This window comes from Halalkalibacter wakoensis JCM 9140 (assembly GCF_000513095.1).
Classification (GTDB): Bacteria; Bacillota; Bacilli; order Bacillales; family Bacillaceae_D; genus Halalkalibacter; species Halalkalibacter wakoensis.
Genome location: NZ_BAUT01000026.1, coordinates 19,963 through 35,072, shown reverse-complemented (window position 1 = coordinate 35,072; position 15,110 = coordinate 19,963). Strand labels below are relative to the sequence as shown.

Genomic DNA, 15,110 nt, shown 5'->3' with positions numbered 1-15,110 from the left:
CCTTTAAGCTTTTACTACATGTTGATAATGCCCTTTATACACTCCACGAGTATCAACAATAAGTTTGCTATGCTGTAGAATAAATTCATAATCAAAATGATCATGATCGGTACTGAGTAAGACGCAGTCCATTCGATTTAGACTACCTTCTGTGAGTTCGATTGAATCCAAGTCAAAAAAATGCTCCCTCATTTTTGGAAATGTTTTGACGAATGGGTCTGAGTAAAAAACATTTGCACCTTTTTCGCGAAGTAGTTCCATTAACATGACAGATGGGGACTCCCTCGTATCATCAACGTTTTTCTTATACGCAAGTCCAAGTACCAAAATATTTGCACCTTTTAACGATTTTTCCTTGTCATTCAAAGCGTCCATAACCTTATGAATAACCCACTGTGGCATCATCGTATTTACTTCACCTGATAATTCAATAAACCTTGTATTAATTCCATATTCCTTCGCTTTCCATGTTAGGTAGAATGGGTCAATGGGGATACAATGCCCTCCCCAACCTGGACCTGGATAAAATGCTTTATAGCCGAAAGGTTTTGTAGAAGCAGCATTGATAACTTCCCAAATATCAATGCCCATTTTATCCGCAACAATTTTCATTTCATTCACTAACCCTATATTAACAGCTCTATAAATATTCTCTAGTAACTTTGTTAATTCTGCAGTACCTGTTGAACTTACGGGAACCACTTCTTTTATAATTTTCTCATATAAAGTTACTCCGATTTCCAAACATGCCTCTGTAGACCCCCCAACAATTTTCGGATGGTATGGGTAGTGAACTCTGGATTACCCGGATCTTCTCGCTCGGGAGAATAGACTAAATAAAAATCTTCTCCAATTGTAAAACCTTGAGCTTCGATCTTTGGCTTCAGAACTTCCTCTGTTGTTCCTGGGTAAGTTGTACTTTCCAGACTAAGTACTTGTCCTTTTTTAAAAAAAGGCAAAATTCTCTCCATCGTACTTGTCACGAATGTTAGATTTGGTTCTCGGTACTGATTCAAAGGCGTTGGCAAACACAAAACAATGGCATCAACCTCTGATATTCTTGAGAAATCTCCAGTAACATCTAGAAGCCCCTTTTCAACACTTGCTTGAACACGCTCATCTGAAATATGTTTAATATAGTCTTTTTTATGTGTTAGTAACGTTCTTATTTTGTCGTCATCTATGTCAAATCCTATAACTTTTACATCTGCTTCGACATAGGTTAGAGCAAGAGGAAGCCCAACATAGCCTAAGCCGATGATCCCAACACTATTTATATCTATTTTAGAACACTTACTCCACTCTAATCTCATACTACACCTTCTCGAAATTTATATGAACTTAAATATATAACTCAACTTCCAGACATTAAAAATTGACCTTTCAGTAGATCTCGCAAAACTTTAAAAACCAATAAGTATGTTTTTCGACGAGTGCTTCTAAACAGAAAAAGCGCCTGATTCTTTGTTACAGTGGAATTGACTAGAGACCACATGAGCAATTACGAAATGAACTTGCTGCTGTATTCTCTGAATTACAAGTGTCGAAACACCTGCTTCACTCAGGTATTTGAAAAAAGATTTGAGTTTTCATGTTCCTATTGGTTTCGGCTTGGTTCTGATTTCCCATCAAAAAAATTGTTTTTTTCTTGTCACATTGAAAAAGAATGATTGTTTCCAGGCATGATACCATCTATCGATTTTTAAATCATTCCAAGTTTTTTTGAAGGAAATTCCTTTTACAATTTAGTGCTGTTACTATTCAACATGTCAGCATACTTTCATTAAAGGACCGTCCAAAAGTTCTCATTATTGACGATTCTAAGTTTGATCGTAGTGAAACTATTGATTTACTTACCCTTTGTTTTGACCACACTTCTTTGAAAATGCGATTTTATAAAGAGTTTCGAATGTTTACATTAATCTGGTCAGCAGGGCATACTTTCATGCTGATTGACTTCTCTTTACTTAGCTCAAAAACTTCTTCCATTAATTGAATCAATGAAGAAGTTAATAAGCGTGCTCTGGTACAGAGGCGCTACAGCGTGAATGACAAACGCTTTACTTAAAACAACTCTATTGATCCGCTACGCCACTTTAAGGAAAAAAGCTTCTTCGTTCAAAACCGTAATAAGAAGAGTGCCAAAAAAGTTTCAAGGACCCTCGTATGACTTACTTATCCTCATACAACGATTGTATCAGAGCTTACCTTACCTGCCTAATTTGGTCTGCAAAAGTTGGATATATAATTAATTACTTCAACACACTTTGTTTAGTTAAAAGATCAATATAATCATCAAGTTGCCTAAGCCAAATTTTATTTAATTTAGAACTGTCTGGATCATAAAAATAATTATTTAGTTCCTCTTCAATTCTTTTCACAGAGTAAATTAATAGTAAATCATTAAATTTTTCCTTACTTACAAACCGATCTAAAAGTATATCAAAATTTAAGATTCTATCATCTTTGCCATATAACAATTCTAGAACTTGATTGAACCAATTTATACCTCGCTCTTTTTGCATATGATCTACTATCAAATGAATAACATCTAATTCTTGAATTCCATTCATATCAAACCTATCAAGGTCAATAATCTTTATTTTTTCATTATAATTCAAAATATTCCTAGAGTGTAAGTCACCATGAACTGGTCCAATATGAAATTCGTTCTTTTCAATAGCTTTTTCGATTTTGTTTTTTACTTTCTCTATTTTTTTCTTATCCACAAATTTGACTAAACTGCCTAAAGTTTTGAATATATTTTCTTTAAAAACACCTTCAAGTCTCTTAATTCCAATGCAATTTCTCCGTAGAATATCTAAGATATAGATAGCGTCTTTATAATCTTTAATAGAACTCATTTTCTTCGCTTTTGTAGCAATAAATTCTTCTTTTTCTATAATTTCAATATCAGATAAAACCAATTCACATAAACCTATATTTTGTTTAATCATTTCATACTTTTTCATCTCTTTTAAGAGCATATTTATACTTTTTTTAGTGAAAGCAATTTTATACACGTAATACTGTGTTATAACTATCATACTTTCAGTATAAGTAAATCCTATCTTAGTGATATTTTCAATTTCAAGCTGATCAATAATTGATGAAGCTAAGTCCAAGTTAATCTTTTCTTCCAATGCGAATGGTAAAATTCCCTTTGAGAAATAACGGTATTTCGTTTCTTCTTTTAGTAAATTTTCTATTTTAACCATTTGCTTTTTTAATGAGTAATTATTTTCAATGAACCCTCTATATTCTTCAGAATTATACTGACTCTCAGTGACCATTTTTACAGCTTCGTCTACAGTATTCCACACATAGTTTTTTGAATAGATCTCTTTAGCTCCAACAAAATTATGAACAATTGGCTTTATTCCTTTTGCCATTGCTTGCATCACACTCATATTTTGAGATTCCAACACACTTGTACATAGTATATAATCTTTATCTTCTAACCAAGTGTTTAAATCCTTTTGCCATCCTTCAAAGTGAAAGTTTCTTTCTAACCCTAACTCTTTTATCATTTGCCTAAAATACAACAGATCTCTTTTATCCTGAAATTGGCCAGCAATGTGAAATTGAAAATCATTATTCTCATTATAAAGAGCACTAATTACCTGAATTAATAACATAGGACCTTTTTTATAGTTTATATATCCCACATAAGCAATCTTGAGACCTGGCTTTCTTTTTTTGTAACTCCATAGACTTGCATTTAGTCCGTTCGCTATTATACAAGTTTTATCTATTTCTAATTTTAGTTCAGGTAAGAGTTCTCTTCTTATGCTTTCAGAAATAAAAATCACCTTATCAACAGTGTCCCAATTCACTTGATCGGGAAATCTTGTGAAAGCTTCATAACTATGCAACCTGCAGATAATTTTTTTCTTTTTGCTATAGATTGACTACTCCCATAAATGACTAATTCATCACACCATTCAAACCAGCATATATCTGCCCACTTCATCCACTTATCTATTAATTGAAATTCCTCGTTTTTTGTTATTGTAATTTTTTTTGTTTCATATTCACTTGATAAATTACTTATAACTTCCAAAAGAAATTTGTCGTCCCCTTTTGAGAAAAAGACTATTTTTTTCTTTTCATGAGAGACTGCCAGTTTCTCCATAGCTTTTTTTGTTTTTTACTTCTGATCTTAATTTAGCTAACTCTACACTCGCGTTTTCAGCCTCTTCGTCATTTGTTGCATTGTTATAAGCTTGAGTGTAATATTCAAAAGCTAATGAAATATCTCCGTTTACATGATGCAAATAAGCAAAATTATACAACAAATCAAAATTTGAGGAATCACGACTTAGCCCCTCTTGTATAATTTTTTTAGCCTTCTCACTGTTTCCTTCCATCAAGTAGATTACACTTGCAATAGAAAAAAACTCCAGGTCATTTTTCTCTATCTTTCCATACTCTTCTAATAACGGCTTAGCTTCATCAATTTTGCCACTTTCAATTAACAACTTAATGTTTTGTTTAAATTTATTTGTCATACTATTCGACAAGACCTACACACCCTTATATTAATCGTTGCTAGTAAGAATTAAAATCTCAGATTTAAACAGCAAAATTTCAACATCACCCTGTACCATTTGCTCATACTGTTGTATTAATGCCTTTGCCTCTTTTATCTTCTTGTTTTCAATCAATACTCTAATATTATTTTTAAATTGTGTTTTTAGTAAATTCATTTCGTCTTGAGCCTGTTGCTGTTGATTTTTCACTTGGTCTACTAACAGTTCTATCCCTTTTTTCAAAGGCAATTCTTTTAAAGCTTTTCTTAAGTACTTTACGTACTCTTGTTGATCTTTCTCTTTTATTTTTAGCGCTTTTGACATGTAGCAGAAGAAACGATGCTCTGCTTTCGGGATATCGTATACATTTCCTTCATTGAGCACTTCAGTCAGATAAATATTTGAAATATAAGTATTTCCTGTCTCAATATACACCTTAAAAAGTTCCAGGTAAGAGGCATTCGTTATTTGTTCTCTTAATAAAACCTTTTGAGCTAGTACAAGCCAATATTTCAAATCGCGTATGTTCTTTGTACTTTTATAGAGATTTAAATAATCTATAACCTGTTGATCTTCACCTTCCGAATCAGTTGCAAGCAATTTCTCAACATTTTCTACCTTCCCGAAATTACTAAAAAGTTGAATATCCAATTTATTTGTAACAATATATTTTATAATATCTCCATAATAATATGGTGTTTCATCATAATTTAGCTTTAGTAAGTTGTCCAATATATTGGTGTCTATAACTTGTTGATTATCCATTTGAACTCTTAATACATTTAAAAAATAATACTCATCATGCCCCAAGCCTTGATTATTATAGAAGGATACTATATCTCGAGAAGAGACTGCGATATTATTCGAGAGTTGTTCTTCTAACTTCGAAATAAAGTGATTTTTGGTGTCATCATTTGAGAATGCTTCTTTCATCACTTCAAGAAGGAACTCTATATCTTCATATTTTTTTCCAATCTCAATTGCAATAATCGTCTTTAGTTTAGAAGGAGGCATTTTCTTCAATTGTTTTTTTGCTTCAGTTATTTCTCCATTTTTAATAGAGATATTTGCTATATGAGAACGAACAGTTATTTCAGAATGTTCATCATAATGGTAGAAAGTAAATGCAGGGTCTTTTGAAATTTTTGTTCTATTAAACCTTTTTTTACACTCTAAAAATCCCCTCGCATTTTCCACTGTATTTTCATTATCACTTATGGCTGCATATGATATTGTTAATATATACCATAAATCAATATAATCATTAGCATACCCTAATCCTTCTTGACATATTGAAATCGATTCCATGTACTCTTTATTTTGGAACGCATTTCTAGCATATACTCCGTACGTATAAGAGAACTTAACTCTTTCAACTCGAGGTAATTTTCTAATTAACTCATGCGCTTTTCTGAATTCAATTAAACCTTTTTCCTTATTAATAATGGAAGTTGATACACCTAATTGATATTGGTAGTACACATTGGAAGGATCTTTTTTTAATTCTTGTTTTAATATCCCAGCGGTTCGGTCAAACTTTTTCTTTTTAAATTCTTCATCTTCCCAAATGTAACCATAATGATTAATAAGTATGTCCGAAAAAACAATTGGCTCCTTAAATTGTGGTTGATTATGAATCGCACCTTTAAATCGGAAATCTTTTGTGTTCCTAAACCCTCTATTTAGAATACTAACGTTATAACGAGGTTCATCTTTCCCGTTCCCAGTTTCCATGTAATTTTTCATTTCAATACTAAAGGTATTGTATTTCGATAAGTTGCATTCAAAAAAACTGATTACGTCTTTAGCATCGACAACTTCTTCATCAGCATCCATAATCCATATCCATTCTCCTCGTGCGTATGATATAGATCTATTTCTCATCTCAGAAAAATTATTAGTCCATGGGTGCTCGAATACTTGACTTGTATAACTTTTAGCAATTTCCAATGTCTTATCTTTAGATCCTGTATCTACGATAATTAATTCTGCTATTCCAGCATCAATTATTGGCTTTAAACTTTTTAAACATCTATCTAAGTTCATTTCCTCATCTTTTACCATCATACAAATACTTACTTTTACTTTACCGTTCATCATATATACCTCCTTTTTATATAAACTTGGGACAGTACAAATTAATTTTATTCCCTCCCAAACTCATATAAAAAAGGTTAGAGGAATCACCCCTCCAACCTTCTTTTTGAACTTGTTTTTTTCCTATTATCCTAATAGCTGTAATACAGATTGTGGTTGTTGATTTGCTTGTGCAAGCATCGATTGAGACGCTTGAGATAGAATATTCGCACGTGTCATTTCCATCATTTCAGCAGCCATATCCACGTCACGGATACGAGATTCTGCAGCTGATAAGTTTTCAGACGCATTGTCAAGGTTCGCAATCGTATGTTCTAAACGGTTTTGGAATGCACCAAGTTCTGAACGCTGAGCAGATACTGTTTCAATGGCATCATTAATTGATTTAATTGCATTTGTTGCATGTTCATGACTTGCCACTGACAAACCAGCAGTATCTTTATTAGAACCACCCGTTGATGATACTCCGTTTTCAGATGCATAAACAGCTCCAGAAACAGCACCGTAGTTAACATCACCTAATAAAGCCTCTACTGAATCACCTTGCGCATGGTCACCACCAGTAGCTCCAGTAAGACCTAAGAACTCTGCGCTCATATTCTGAATAGAGATTTCCATGCTTTGGTCCTTGTTAGCACCAACTTGGAATTTTGCAGTGAAAGCAGTTGAAGCATTTCCTGCTTCACCTTTAAGTACATTTTGAGTATTGAACTCAGTTGTTTCACTAATTCTGTTGATTTCAGAAGTTAATTGATTAATCTCTTTTTGAATTTCATTACGATCAACGTCAACGTTCGTATCGTTTGATGCTTGAGTAGCTAATTCACGCATACGTTGAAGAATGCTATGCGTTTCATCAAGAGCACCTTCAGCTGTTTGGATCATTGAAATGCCATCTTGAGCGTTACGGCTAGCTTGATCTAAACCGTTGATTTGTGCACGCATTTTTTCAGAGATTGCAAGACCAGCGGCATCATCACCAGCACGGTTAATACGAAGACCTGAAGATAGCTTCTCCATTGAAGATTGCATTGCATTTTGGTTCATACCCATTTGACGGTGTGCATTCATTGCACCTAAGTTCGTATTAATAATCATGTTAATTTTCCTCCTTGAATGTAAGTCCGCCCACATCCTTGTGGTTGGATAATGTTTTAGCAGTAGCACAATATGTCGGCCGCCATACGTACTTTTGCTTTACAAGTCTAATATCGGATCAAAAGAAAAGAAGTTTAGCATTTTCTAATATTTTTTTAGTTAATTTGAAATTGACATTTTATATTTTCATTAATTGTTCTCAACTGATCTGTCTTAAATCAGACTGCACTTTTTCTACACAAGGAATATTGCACAGAAAAACACCATTTTAGTTATATAAATTAATTAGGATAAGCATTTGATCCTTTACCAGCCTCTACCTAAAATATAATCTGTTAGATCCTTACTTCTTCCCTAAAAAAACCTCGCCTTATGTCGATATAATAATAGAAACATCTTTATATAGTACTTCTAAATCCTCTATAACGAGTAGCTACTACAAAATACCTATACTATCATCAAAAGAACAGGTGGAAATCATGGACAAAACATCAATTTTCGGAATTATTTTAGGAGTGCTTTCTGTTTTATTCGGGTTGTATTTCAAAGGAACAAGCTTTGGGGTTTTATTAAATCCTGCTGCGATTATTATTATTTTCGCTGGTACGGCTGCGACCATTTTAATTGGGTTTCCAGGTAAAGAAATAAAAAGAATCCCGAAGCTATTTGGGGTGTTATTTAAGGATCGAAAGGAACCAGATGTGAATGAGTTAATCAAAACGTTTTCTGATCTTAGTGCCAAAGCGCGTCAGGAAGGGCTTTTGTCGTTAGAACAAGAAGTAGAATCAACTGAAAACCCTTTTTTAAAACAAGGGCTGAAAATGATTGTAGATGGTCAGGAGCCTAGTTTCATTCGAGATACGATGGAAGAAGAACTAAATGCAATTGAGGAAAGACATGCATCTGGAGCGCAAATTTTCACTCAAGCGGGGACGTATGCTCCGACACTTGGGGTGCTAGGGGCGGTTTTAGGGTTAATTGCTGCTCTTGGTGATTTAAATGATATTGATGCGCTCGGTTATGCAATCGCCGCTGCCTTTGTCGCAACTTTATACGGGATTTTTACTGGCTATGTGCTCTGGCATCCTTTTGCCAATAAGCTAAAAAGAAAGTCGAAAGATGAAGTGATGATCAAAAGCATCATCATTGAAGGGGTGTTATCGATTCAGGCTGGTGTTCCTCCACGCGCGGTAAAAGATAAGTTAATTGTTTATGTTCCTCAAGTCGAGCGTGCAAAAGTAGGAGACGGAGCCTCTCAAGGAGAGAGTGTCAATGGCTAGGAAAAAGAAACATCATGAAGACCATGTCGATGAATCATGGTTAATCCCTTATGCTGATATGCTAACGTTGTTACTTGCTCTTTTCATTGTGTTATTTGCGGTAAGTTCGGTTGATGCTGAGAAATATCAACAAATGATGGTTGTATTTAATGAGAACTTTCAAGGTGGAAGCGGGATCTTAGAGGGCTCCGCTCCTGTCCCGATACCTGATAGAAGTCAAAATGATTCAGAGATGTCCGATCAAAATGATTTACGTCAAAAAGAGCATCACGATCTGCTTCAATTGCAAAGTGAATTTGACCAATATATTTTGGATCAAAACCTTGAATCTGAGATCGCGACGAAACTCTCTGAAGACGGATTGCTTTTAACGATTTTGGATAACGCCTTATTTCATTCTGGAAGTGCGAATGTACGTTCAAATGCACGGGAATTAGCTGAAAAGGTCTCTGAATTGTTAGTAACAGAGCCCCCTCGAAACATAGTCGTTGCTGGTCATACAGATAATGTCCCGATCCATAACGCTGATTTTCGTTCAAACTGGGATTTAAGTGCTCACAGGGCGTTGAATTTCATGAAACTATTGATGGAAAATGGCGAGTTAAATCCAAAAAATTTAAGTGCTACTGGTTACGGGGAATATCATCCTGTAACGACGAATGAGACGGCAGAAGGCAGAAGCCAGAACCGTCGTGTGGAAGTTCTTATTTTGCCAAACTATAAGTTAGACTAGCAAAAAGGGAAGAATTCGATTGAATTCTTCCCTTTTTGATTTCGTTTTTAATGAGGGAACCTCTTTTGAATCGAGCGCGTTCCACCTTACTGTAAAACCTTCCCTGTCACATAGACCTTTTTCACTTCTCCAGTTGGTAATAGTGGGCTAATGCTCGCAATAATGGTCTTTTCAATCAGTTCAATTCCATTTTCATTTTGAATATCCTGTTTTTCTAATGCAGAAAGAGAATGGATCATTTTATTTTCAATAAGAGGGTAGGCATTCCGTAGTTCAGATTTACTCTTTTTTGAATCGGTTTCGATTGCTAACGATACTTGTAGGTGCGAACGATTTTGGATTGAAATGACCATTGGTTCCGTATGTAGTACCCGATCTTCTAATGTAGCTAAATCATTAGAGGTTGAAGATGAATCATTCAGTAAATAATAAACAGCCCCTGATAAGCCAATCACAAGTGCCGCTAACGTAATCATAATAACCTTTTGCATACGATCTTCCTTCGCTTATAGATTTTTCAGATTCTACCGTTCCGTTTCCAACGTAGCAATGTGTCCATCGATATAGGTACTGTCTCTGAAATGTTTTTTATAGTTATAGAAGGGGTTTCTCTTATACAGCTCTTACTTTTTGAAAGTTAGCCAAATCTTGCTGATAGCAATCAGAACAAACATCATATTGCTTTTTCACGAAGATCTGATTACATTCTGGGCAATTTTTTACGGTCATAGGTAAAGCTCCTTCCGTTTTTTAACTATCTTTCATCTCTCGTTTAGTTATGTTGCTTTCTTCCTCTATAATGGACTCTATTAGAATCGTTGGTTGGTTATTTAAGTTAACTTCTTTGTTTAACTCGTGGAGACGAACAACTGGGCGGTGCGGATTCGATTCAATTCTTGTTACAATCCCTTTCCCTTTACTTCCGATGTTTAATTGGACATTTGTTCCGGGAGGATAGCTAATAATTCCTTGACTAAAAGCTAGTACAATGGAATGTTTGTATTTTTTCTCTGAAAATGTCATGATTTGCTCAATTGCCTCGTGTGGCATGACCCCTTCTTTTGAGGTCAAGTGGTCATAATCATTTGCAAGGCTGCAGATTTGGGCAAATTCTAAAATCTGATCTCCAACAAGACCTCTTGGAAACCCTTTTCCATCAATCGTTTCATGATGTTGATAGGCAACATGGGCAGATGTTAAGTTGATCTCCCTCTGATTCCTGATAAGATTAAATCCTATCTCCGGATGATCTTGACTATTTGATGTTCTTGTTTTACCAACGTCATGTAACAAACAACCAATCCCTAAGTTGTTCAGCTGTGTATACGTATAGCCCATCTTTTTCCCAATTTGCAAGGCTATCAACGTTACATTAACGACATGAGCATATAACGTTAAGCTTTGGTCAACAGCTTTTGTTGGAATCAACATGATTGCATTCCGCTTTTGAACTTCAGCGATTAATGCTTTTACTGCTTTTTGGATATCAACTAATGGGAAAGATTGCTTCATTTCTAATGCTTTGTACGCATTCTCAGTCATTGTAATGATATCTAACCAAGTTGGCATATCCATCATTTCTTCTAACGAAATTCCACGTGATTTTGAATCCTCTATAAATAAATAGTTAATTCCAATATCAATGAGCTTCTCTTTATATTTCGGGTGAACGATATGACCTGCTCCTAGCAAGACTCTTCGTTTCCCATCATAAACAGGTTTTGCTAACTGCATCGTACGCTCATTGTACTGTTCGATATGAATCATTCTCATTCATTCACCCCATTTAATTTATTTCTCTTTCAAATACTTGCTTATAGTTGATACGGATACTTCATAACATTGGCTTATTTCTTGAAGGGTTTTCCCATTTTCAAAATAAAGCTGTTTCCACTTAGGAACCATCTTTTTGATTGTTCCTGTAGACGTTTTCTTGCTTCTTACAGTAACATGATCTTTGATGTTTCTGTAAACCGTGTTCGCACTTACATCATATTTTTTAGCAATGTATTGAAAAGATAATCCTTGATTATATAGATTTACCCACTCTTGAATAAAAGGCTCGTACACGTTTTGGGGATTTTGGGTGACTAAATCGACTTCATCTTTAATTGTATTTAAAACAATCTTTGGGTGAAAATGAAAGTCACTACCGATCGTATTTAAACACTTGCCTTTTTTATATAAAGAAACCCACGTCCTTTTCAATTCCTGAATAGCAGGTTGAATTTCTTTGTATACATTTGTCTTCACAGTTGTTTCACTAACTTTATGTTTCCTAGCAATCTCAGCAAAGGTTTTTCCTCTTCGATAGGCTCGTACCCATTTTCCTATTTCTTTTTCACTAAAAGGGCTTCGAGTTCGTTTTTTTATCTTTTCTTTAATATACTTTGACACAGTTTCTGTCTGAACATGATACATCTGTCCAATAGCTGAGAATGTAAGTCCTTCATTTTCATAAAGTTGAATCCACTCTCGCTCTAAATGTCCATATTGTTTTACTCTTCCTCTAGCCATAGCATTTACTCCTTACACATTGATGATATAAAAAATATCGCAGCAATTAAAAATGGACATCTTAAAAAAACAGATATCCATCTTAATATCAGTTTTTTCGGTAACCCGGCTGCCGTAGTTCTTTCCCTTAGGTCCGTGGCTTTGCGTCCTTCTCTTTCGACAAGTTTGCTATTCTCGTAAACTTACTCTATTCAATTGTGTGAGTTCATACCAACCTATTTTACACAAAACTCCATTTTGTGCAATTAATCGACAAAAATTTCTTTTTATTTTACGAAAAAAGAGTAAAATTACCTATGATAAAAGTCATATAAAAAGATTTAAGTTTACACTAGCAACTTTTTTCTAACGTTATTTTTCACGAAATCTAGTTGCTTACTCCCCCTGTCCAGTATATGATAATAAGCAAATAGTTCTACAAGTAAATAATGACAAAGGCAAACTATTCGAAAGGGTAGGACGCAAAGCCTAGGGACTAACGTATTGGGTAAACTATGTTCGCCTGGCTACCAAATAATAAGAGTTTATTTTACATGAACCGGTTTGGCTATTCCTTTTATTGGAGTAGCCTTTTTTCGTGTGAATTTTTGAGAAGGAGGTCCGATTAAATGATCAATTTAGAAACTAAAGATTTGATTCAAGGTGTTGTGACGTCTATGAAAAGCGTTGTTCCAATTTCATTGAATTACTCTAGTCCTCTAATGCTGCAGGAAACTATCACTGTAGATTCGGGTGTAGTGATTAGTCTTACAGGTGAGATGACGGGAAAACTTTTAATAAGCGGTGAAACTTCTGTTTTTGCTTCGATTGGCCATTCAATGTTTGGGATGCCTCTTGAAGGTGAGATGTTACAATCCTTCATTGGAGAACTAGGAAACATGGTGGCAGGTAGTTTTTCAACAATTATTGTTGAATATGGATTAATGACAGATATTACAGCGCCAACTGTTTTGCAGGAAGTATTTCGTTTTGCTGCTTATCAAAAGGCAATGAGTATCCCTATTTCTTTTCCAGACGTTGGAGAAATGACCATTTACTTATTACTAGAGAACTAGTACATTTATATAAAGAAACTTTTATGGAGGAAGAACATGAAGCGAAGAAAGAAAGAGAAACAGAAGAAAACTGTCAGCAAGAAAACAAAGCCAACAAAACTAGCAATGAAACTTAGTTTACGAAAAAAACTACTTGGAAGTTTCCTTCTCGTTTCTATTTTGTTTGGAATAGCGAGTGCGGTTTCTTATTACAATATTAAACAGATGGACAGGTCTTTTACTTACTTAATTGAGACAGTCACAGAACTGCAATTAATTAGTCAGAATATTGATTCATCTATTAGCAATCAAGTGAGCGATTTAAGGGGATTTTTATTATACGGTGATCCTACTTTTGTAGAAGACATTCATGCTCAAAACGATGAAGTTAATACGTTGATAGTAGAGGCGATTGATTTAGCTACTAGAGAAGATGTTGTGGAACATTTTAACGCGTTACAAGCACTTAATCGAACTTTTTTAAGTGAGTCAACAAGAAGTGTTAGTCTTGCACAAGCTTCGATGGACCATGCGATTGAAACGTCACAGAGAAATGTTATTCCAGTTAGTAGTGAAATGAGAGAACGGTCAATTGAACTGAATGAGCTCCTCTCAGGGATCCTTGAACAAACCTATACGGAAGCCGATCAATTAGCTCAGCAAGCTGCCGTCGTTGCAGTTGTTGTTAGTTTACTAGCATTCCTTATTGCAATTGGTTGTGGTATTTTCATTTCAAACTTAATTTCAAAACCTATTAGTAAAATCGGTGAAGCAGCGAAACAAGTCGCTGCAGGAAACTTAACCATCCCGAAAGTTAATGTTAAATCAAATGACGAAATCGCGACGTTAAATGATTCATTTAACCAAATGACCGACAACCTACGAGTCATGATCTCTCAAATCCAAGCAAACTCAGAGCAAGTGGCTTCATCATCCGAGCAGTTAAACGCTAGTGCTAACGAATCTGCAAAAGCAACGGACCAAATTACAGAGTCCATTCAATCTGTTGCTTCCGGTGCAGAAACTCAAGTAGAACGTACGAGCAGTGCCAATGAATCAGCAGATGAGATTTCAAAAGGTGTCGAAGAAATTGCGATGCACATCTTTTCTGTTACAGAGGCAACTGATTTAGCGAAGCAAAAATCGATCAATGGTTTACAAATTGTCGAGAAAACGGTTAGCCAAATGAACGCGATTAATGAGCAAACAACCCAAACATCAACGGTGATTTCTAGTTTAGAAGATAAGTCTAACGAAATTGGAAGCATTGTTTCACTAATCACAGCTGTCTCTGATCAAACAAATCTACTAGCATTAAATGCTGCGATAGAAGCTGCAAGAGCGGGTGAACACGGAAAAGGGTTTGCCGTTGTAGCAGACGAAGTGCGAAAATTAGCCGAGCAGTCCAATCAATCAGCAGGTCAAATTAGCGTATTGATTCAAGATATTCAAAATGATATTTCTCTTTCTGTTTCTTCCATGGCGGAGGGCAGTGAGACGGTGAAACAAGGTCTCACGTATGCGACGGAAGCTGGTTCGGAGTTTAAAGAAATATCCACATCCATCAATGATATTTATACACAAATTGATGAAGTTTCGATTGCTGTACAGAAAATTGCGATGGGAACGGCGACTATGCTTGAATCCATAAAAGAAGCATCAGCCATTGCTGAAAATGCCTCTTCGTATTCCCAAGAAGTTGCTGCATCAGCAGAAGAACAAACCGCAACAATGGAAGAAATCTCCGCATCCGCAGAAATGCTATCACGAATGGCAGAAGAGCTACAGGAGACGGTTCGGAAATTTACGGTTTAACATA

The 15,110-nt window shown here is 35.1% G+C and carries 13 protein-coding genes and 2 riboswitches; of the genes, 4 read left to right on the top strand and 9 right to left on the bottom strand.

Features of this window, described 5'->3' with window-relative positions; genetic code table 11:
- Positions 1-3 precede the first annotated feature (3 nt).
- The 6 genes from JCM9140_RS25045 to JCM9140_RS11520 all read right to left on the bottom strand — a co-directional run bounded on the left by JCM9140_RS25045 (position 4) and on the right by JCM9140_RS11520 (position 7,727).
- Positions 4-744 carry a nucleotide sugar dehydrogenase gene (locus JCM9140_RS25045; protein WP_276563933.1) on the bottom strand — a complete coding sequence of 247 codons (741 nt, stop codon included), beginning with the start codon at positions 742-744 and terminating at the stop codon, positions 4-6.
- Positions 729-1,313 carry an NAD(P)-binding domain-containing protein gene (locus tag JCM9140_RS25040; RefSeq protein WP_276563932.1) on the bottom strand — a complete coding sequence of 195 codons (585 nt, stop codon included), beginning with the start codon at positions 1,311-1,313 and terminating at the stop codon, positions 729-731. The genes JCM9140_RS25045 and JCM9140_RS25040 overlap by 16 nt, the downstream gene beginning before the upstream one ends.
- A gap of 939 nt (positions 1,314-2,252) precedes the next feature.
- On the bottom strand, positions 2,253-3,875 hold the full coding sequence (locus tag JCM9140_RS22560; RefSeq protein ID WP_206777497.1) for a glycosyltransferase family 4 protein: 1,623 nt from the start codon (positions 3,873-3,875) through the stop codon (positions 2,253-2,255).
- 234 nt (positions 3,876-4,109) lie between these two features.
- Positions 4,110-4,511: a tetratricopeptide repeat protein gene (locus JCM9140_RS11530; RefSeq protein WP_156314859.1), complete on the bottom strand. Its 402-nt coding sequence runs from the start codon at positions 4,509-4,511 to the stop codon at positions 4,110-4,112.
- A gap of 30 nt (positions 4,512-4,541) precedes the next feature.
- Positions 4,542-6,629: a tetratricopeptide repeat-containing glycosyltransferase family 2 protein gene (locus tag JCM9140_RS11525; RefSeq protein ID WP_034746330.1), complete on the bottom strand. Its 2,088-nt coding sequence runs from the start codon at positions 6,627-6,629 to the stop codon at positions 4,542-4,544.
- A gap of 126 nt (positions 6,630-6,755) precedes the next feature.
- Positions 6,756-7,727, bottom strand: a complete 972-nt coding sequence (locus tag JCM9140_RS11520) for a flagellin N-terminal helical domain-containing protein (protein ID WP_034746327.1) — start codon at positions 7,725-7,727, stop codon at positions 6,756-6,758.
- Positions 7,728-8,206: 479 nt separating this feature from the next.
- Between JCM9140_RS11520 and motA the strand changes: the two genes are divergently transcribed.
- On the top strand, positions 8,207-9,007 hold the full coding sequence (gene motA / locus JCM9140_RS11515; RefSeq protein ID WP_034746324.1) for a flagellar motor stator protein MotA: 801 nt from the start codon (positions 8,207-8,209) through the stop codon (positions 9,005-9,007).
- On the top strand, positions 8,994-9,740 hold the full coding sequence (motB, locus tag JCM9140_RS11510; protein ID WP_034746321.1) for a flagellar motor protein MotB: 747 nt from the start codon (positions 8,994-8,996) through the stop codon (positions 9,738-9,740). The genes motA and motB overlap by 14 nt, the downstream gene beginning before the upstream one ends.
- A gap of 86 nt (positions 9,741-9,826) precedes the next feature.
- On the opposite strand, the gene JCM9140_RS11505 is transcribed toward motB, so the two are convergent.
- The 3 genes from JCM9140_RS11505 to JCM9140_RS11495 all read right to left on the bottom strand — a co-directional run bounded on the left by JCM9140_RS11505 (position 9,827) and on the right by JCM9140_RS11495 (position 12,257).
- A complete protein-coding gene (locus JCM9140_RS11505; RefSeq protein ID WP_034746318.1) occupies positions 9,827-10,231 on the bottom strand; it encodes a flagellar basal body-associated FliL family protein in 405 nt (134 codons plus the stop codon).
- 259 nt (positions 10,232-10,490) lie between these two features.
- Positions 10,491-11,513 carry an HD-GYP domain-containing protein gene (locus tag JCM9140_RS11500; protein WP_052002217.1) on the bottom strand — a complete coding sequence of 341 codons (1,023 nt, stop codon included), beginning with the start codon at positions 11,511-11,513 and terminating at the stop codon, positions 10,491-10,493.
- A gap of 18 nt (positions 11,514-11,531) precedes the next feature.
- Positions 11,532-12,257 (bottom strand): helix-turn-helix domain-containing protein, encoded by a 726-nt coding sequence (locus JCM9140_RS11495; protein ID WP_034746315.1) that lies wholly within the window; start codon positions 12,255-12,257, stop codon positions 11,532-11,534.
- Between the two features lie 96 nt (positions 12,258-12,353).
- A riboswitch (cyclic di-GMP riboswitch) is annotated at positions 12,354-12,437 on the bottom strand.
- A gap of 246 nt (positions 12,438-12,683) precedes the next feature.
- A riboswitch (cyclic di-GMP riboswitch) is annotated at positions 12,684-12,771 on the top strand.
- A 94-nt stretch (positions 12,772-12,865) separates the two neighbouring features.
- On the opposite strand from JCM9140_RS11495, the gene JCM9140_RS11490 reads away from it, so the two are divergent.
- On the top strand, positions 12,866-13,312 hold the full coding sequence (locus tag JCM9140_RS11490) for a chemotaxis protein CheX (RefSeq protein ID WP_034746312.1): 447 nt from the start codon (positions 12,866-12,868) through the stop codon (positions 13,310-13,312).
- A 36-nt stretch (positions 13,313-13,348) separates the two neighbouring features.
- Positions 13,349-15,106, top strand: coding sequence for a methyl-accepting chemotaxis protein (locus JCM9140_RS11485; protein ID WP_052002216.1), 1,758 nt, complete (start codon positions 13,349-13,351; stop codon positions 15,104-15,106).
- Positions 15,107-15,110 lie beyond the last annotated feature (4 nt).

Coding starts and splice junctions, on each gene's coding strand:
- JCM9140_RS25040 (WP_276563932.1), bottom strand. CDS start 1,313: ATGAGATTAGAGTGGAGTAAGTGTTCTAAAATAGATATAAATAGTGTT.
- JCM9140_RS11530 (WP_156314859.1), bottom strand. CDS start 4,511: ATGACAAATAAATTTAAACAAAACATTAAGTTGTTAATTGAAAGTGGC.
- JCM9140_RS11525 (WP_034746330.1), bottom strand. CDS start 6,629: ATGAACGGTAAAGTAAAAGTAAGTATTTGTATGATGGTAAAAGATGAG.
- JCM9140_RS11520 (WP_034746327.1), bottom strand. CDS start 7,727: ATGATTATTAATACGAACTTAGGTGCAATGAATGCACACCGTCAAATG.
- motA (WP_034746324.1), top strand. CDS start 8,207: ATGGACAAAACATCAATTTTCGGAATTATTTTAGGAGTGCTTTCTGTT.
- JCM9140_RS11505 (WP_034746318.1), bottom strand. CDS start 10,231: ATGCAAAAGGTTATTATGATTACGTTAGCGGCACTTGTGATTGGCTTA.
- JCM9140_RS11500 (WP_052002217.1), bottom strand. CDS start 11,513: ATGAGAATGATTCATATCGAACAGTACAATGAGCGTACGATGCAGTTA.
- JCM9140_RS11495 (WP_034746315.1), bottom strand. CDS start 12,257: ATGGCTAGAGGAAGAGTAAAACAATATGGACATTTAGAGCGAGAGTGG.
- JCM9140_RS11490 (WP_034746312.1), top strand. CDS start 12,866: ATGATCAATTTAGAAACTAAAGATTTGATTCAAGGTGTTGTGACGTCT.
- JCM9140_RS11485 (WP_052002216.1), top strand. CDS start 13,349: ATGAAGCGAAGAAAGAAAGAGAAACAGAAGAAAACTGTCAGCAAGAAA.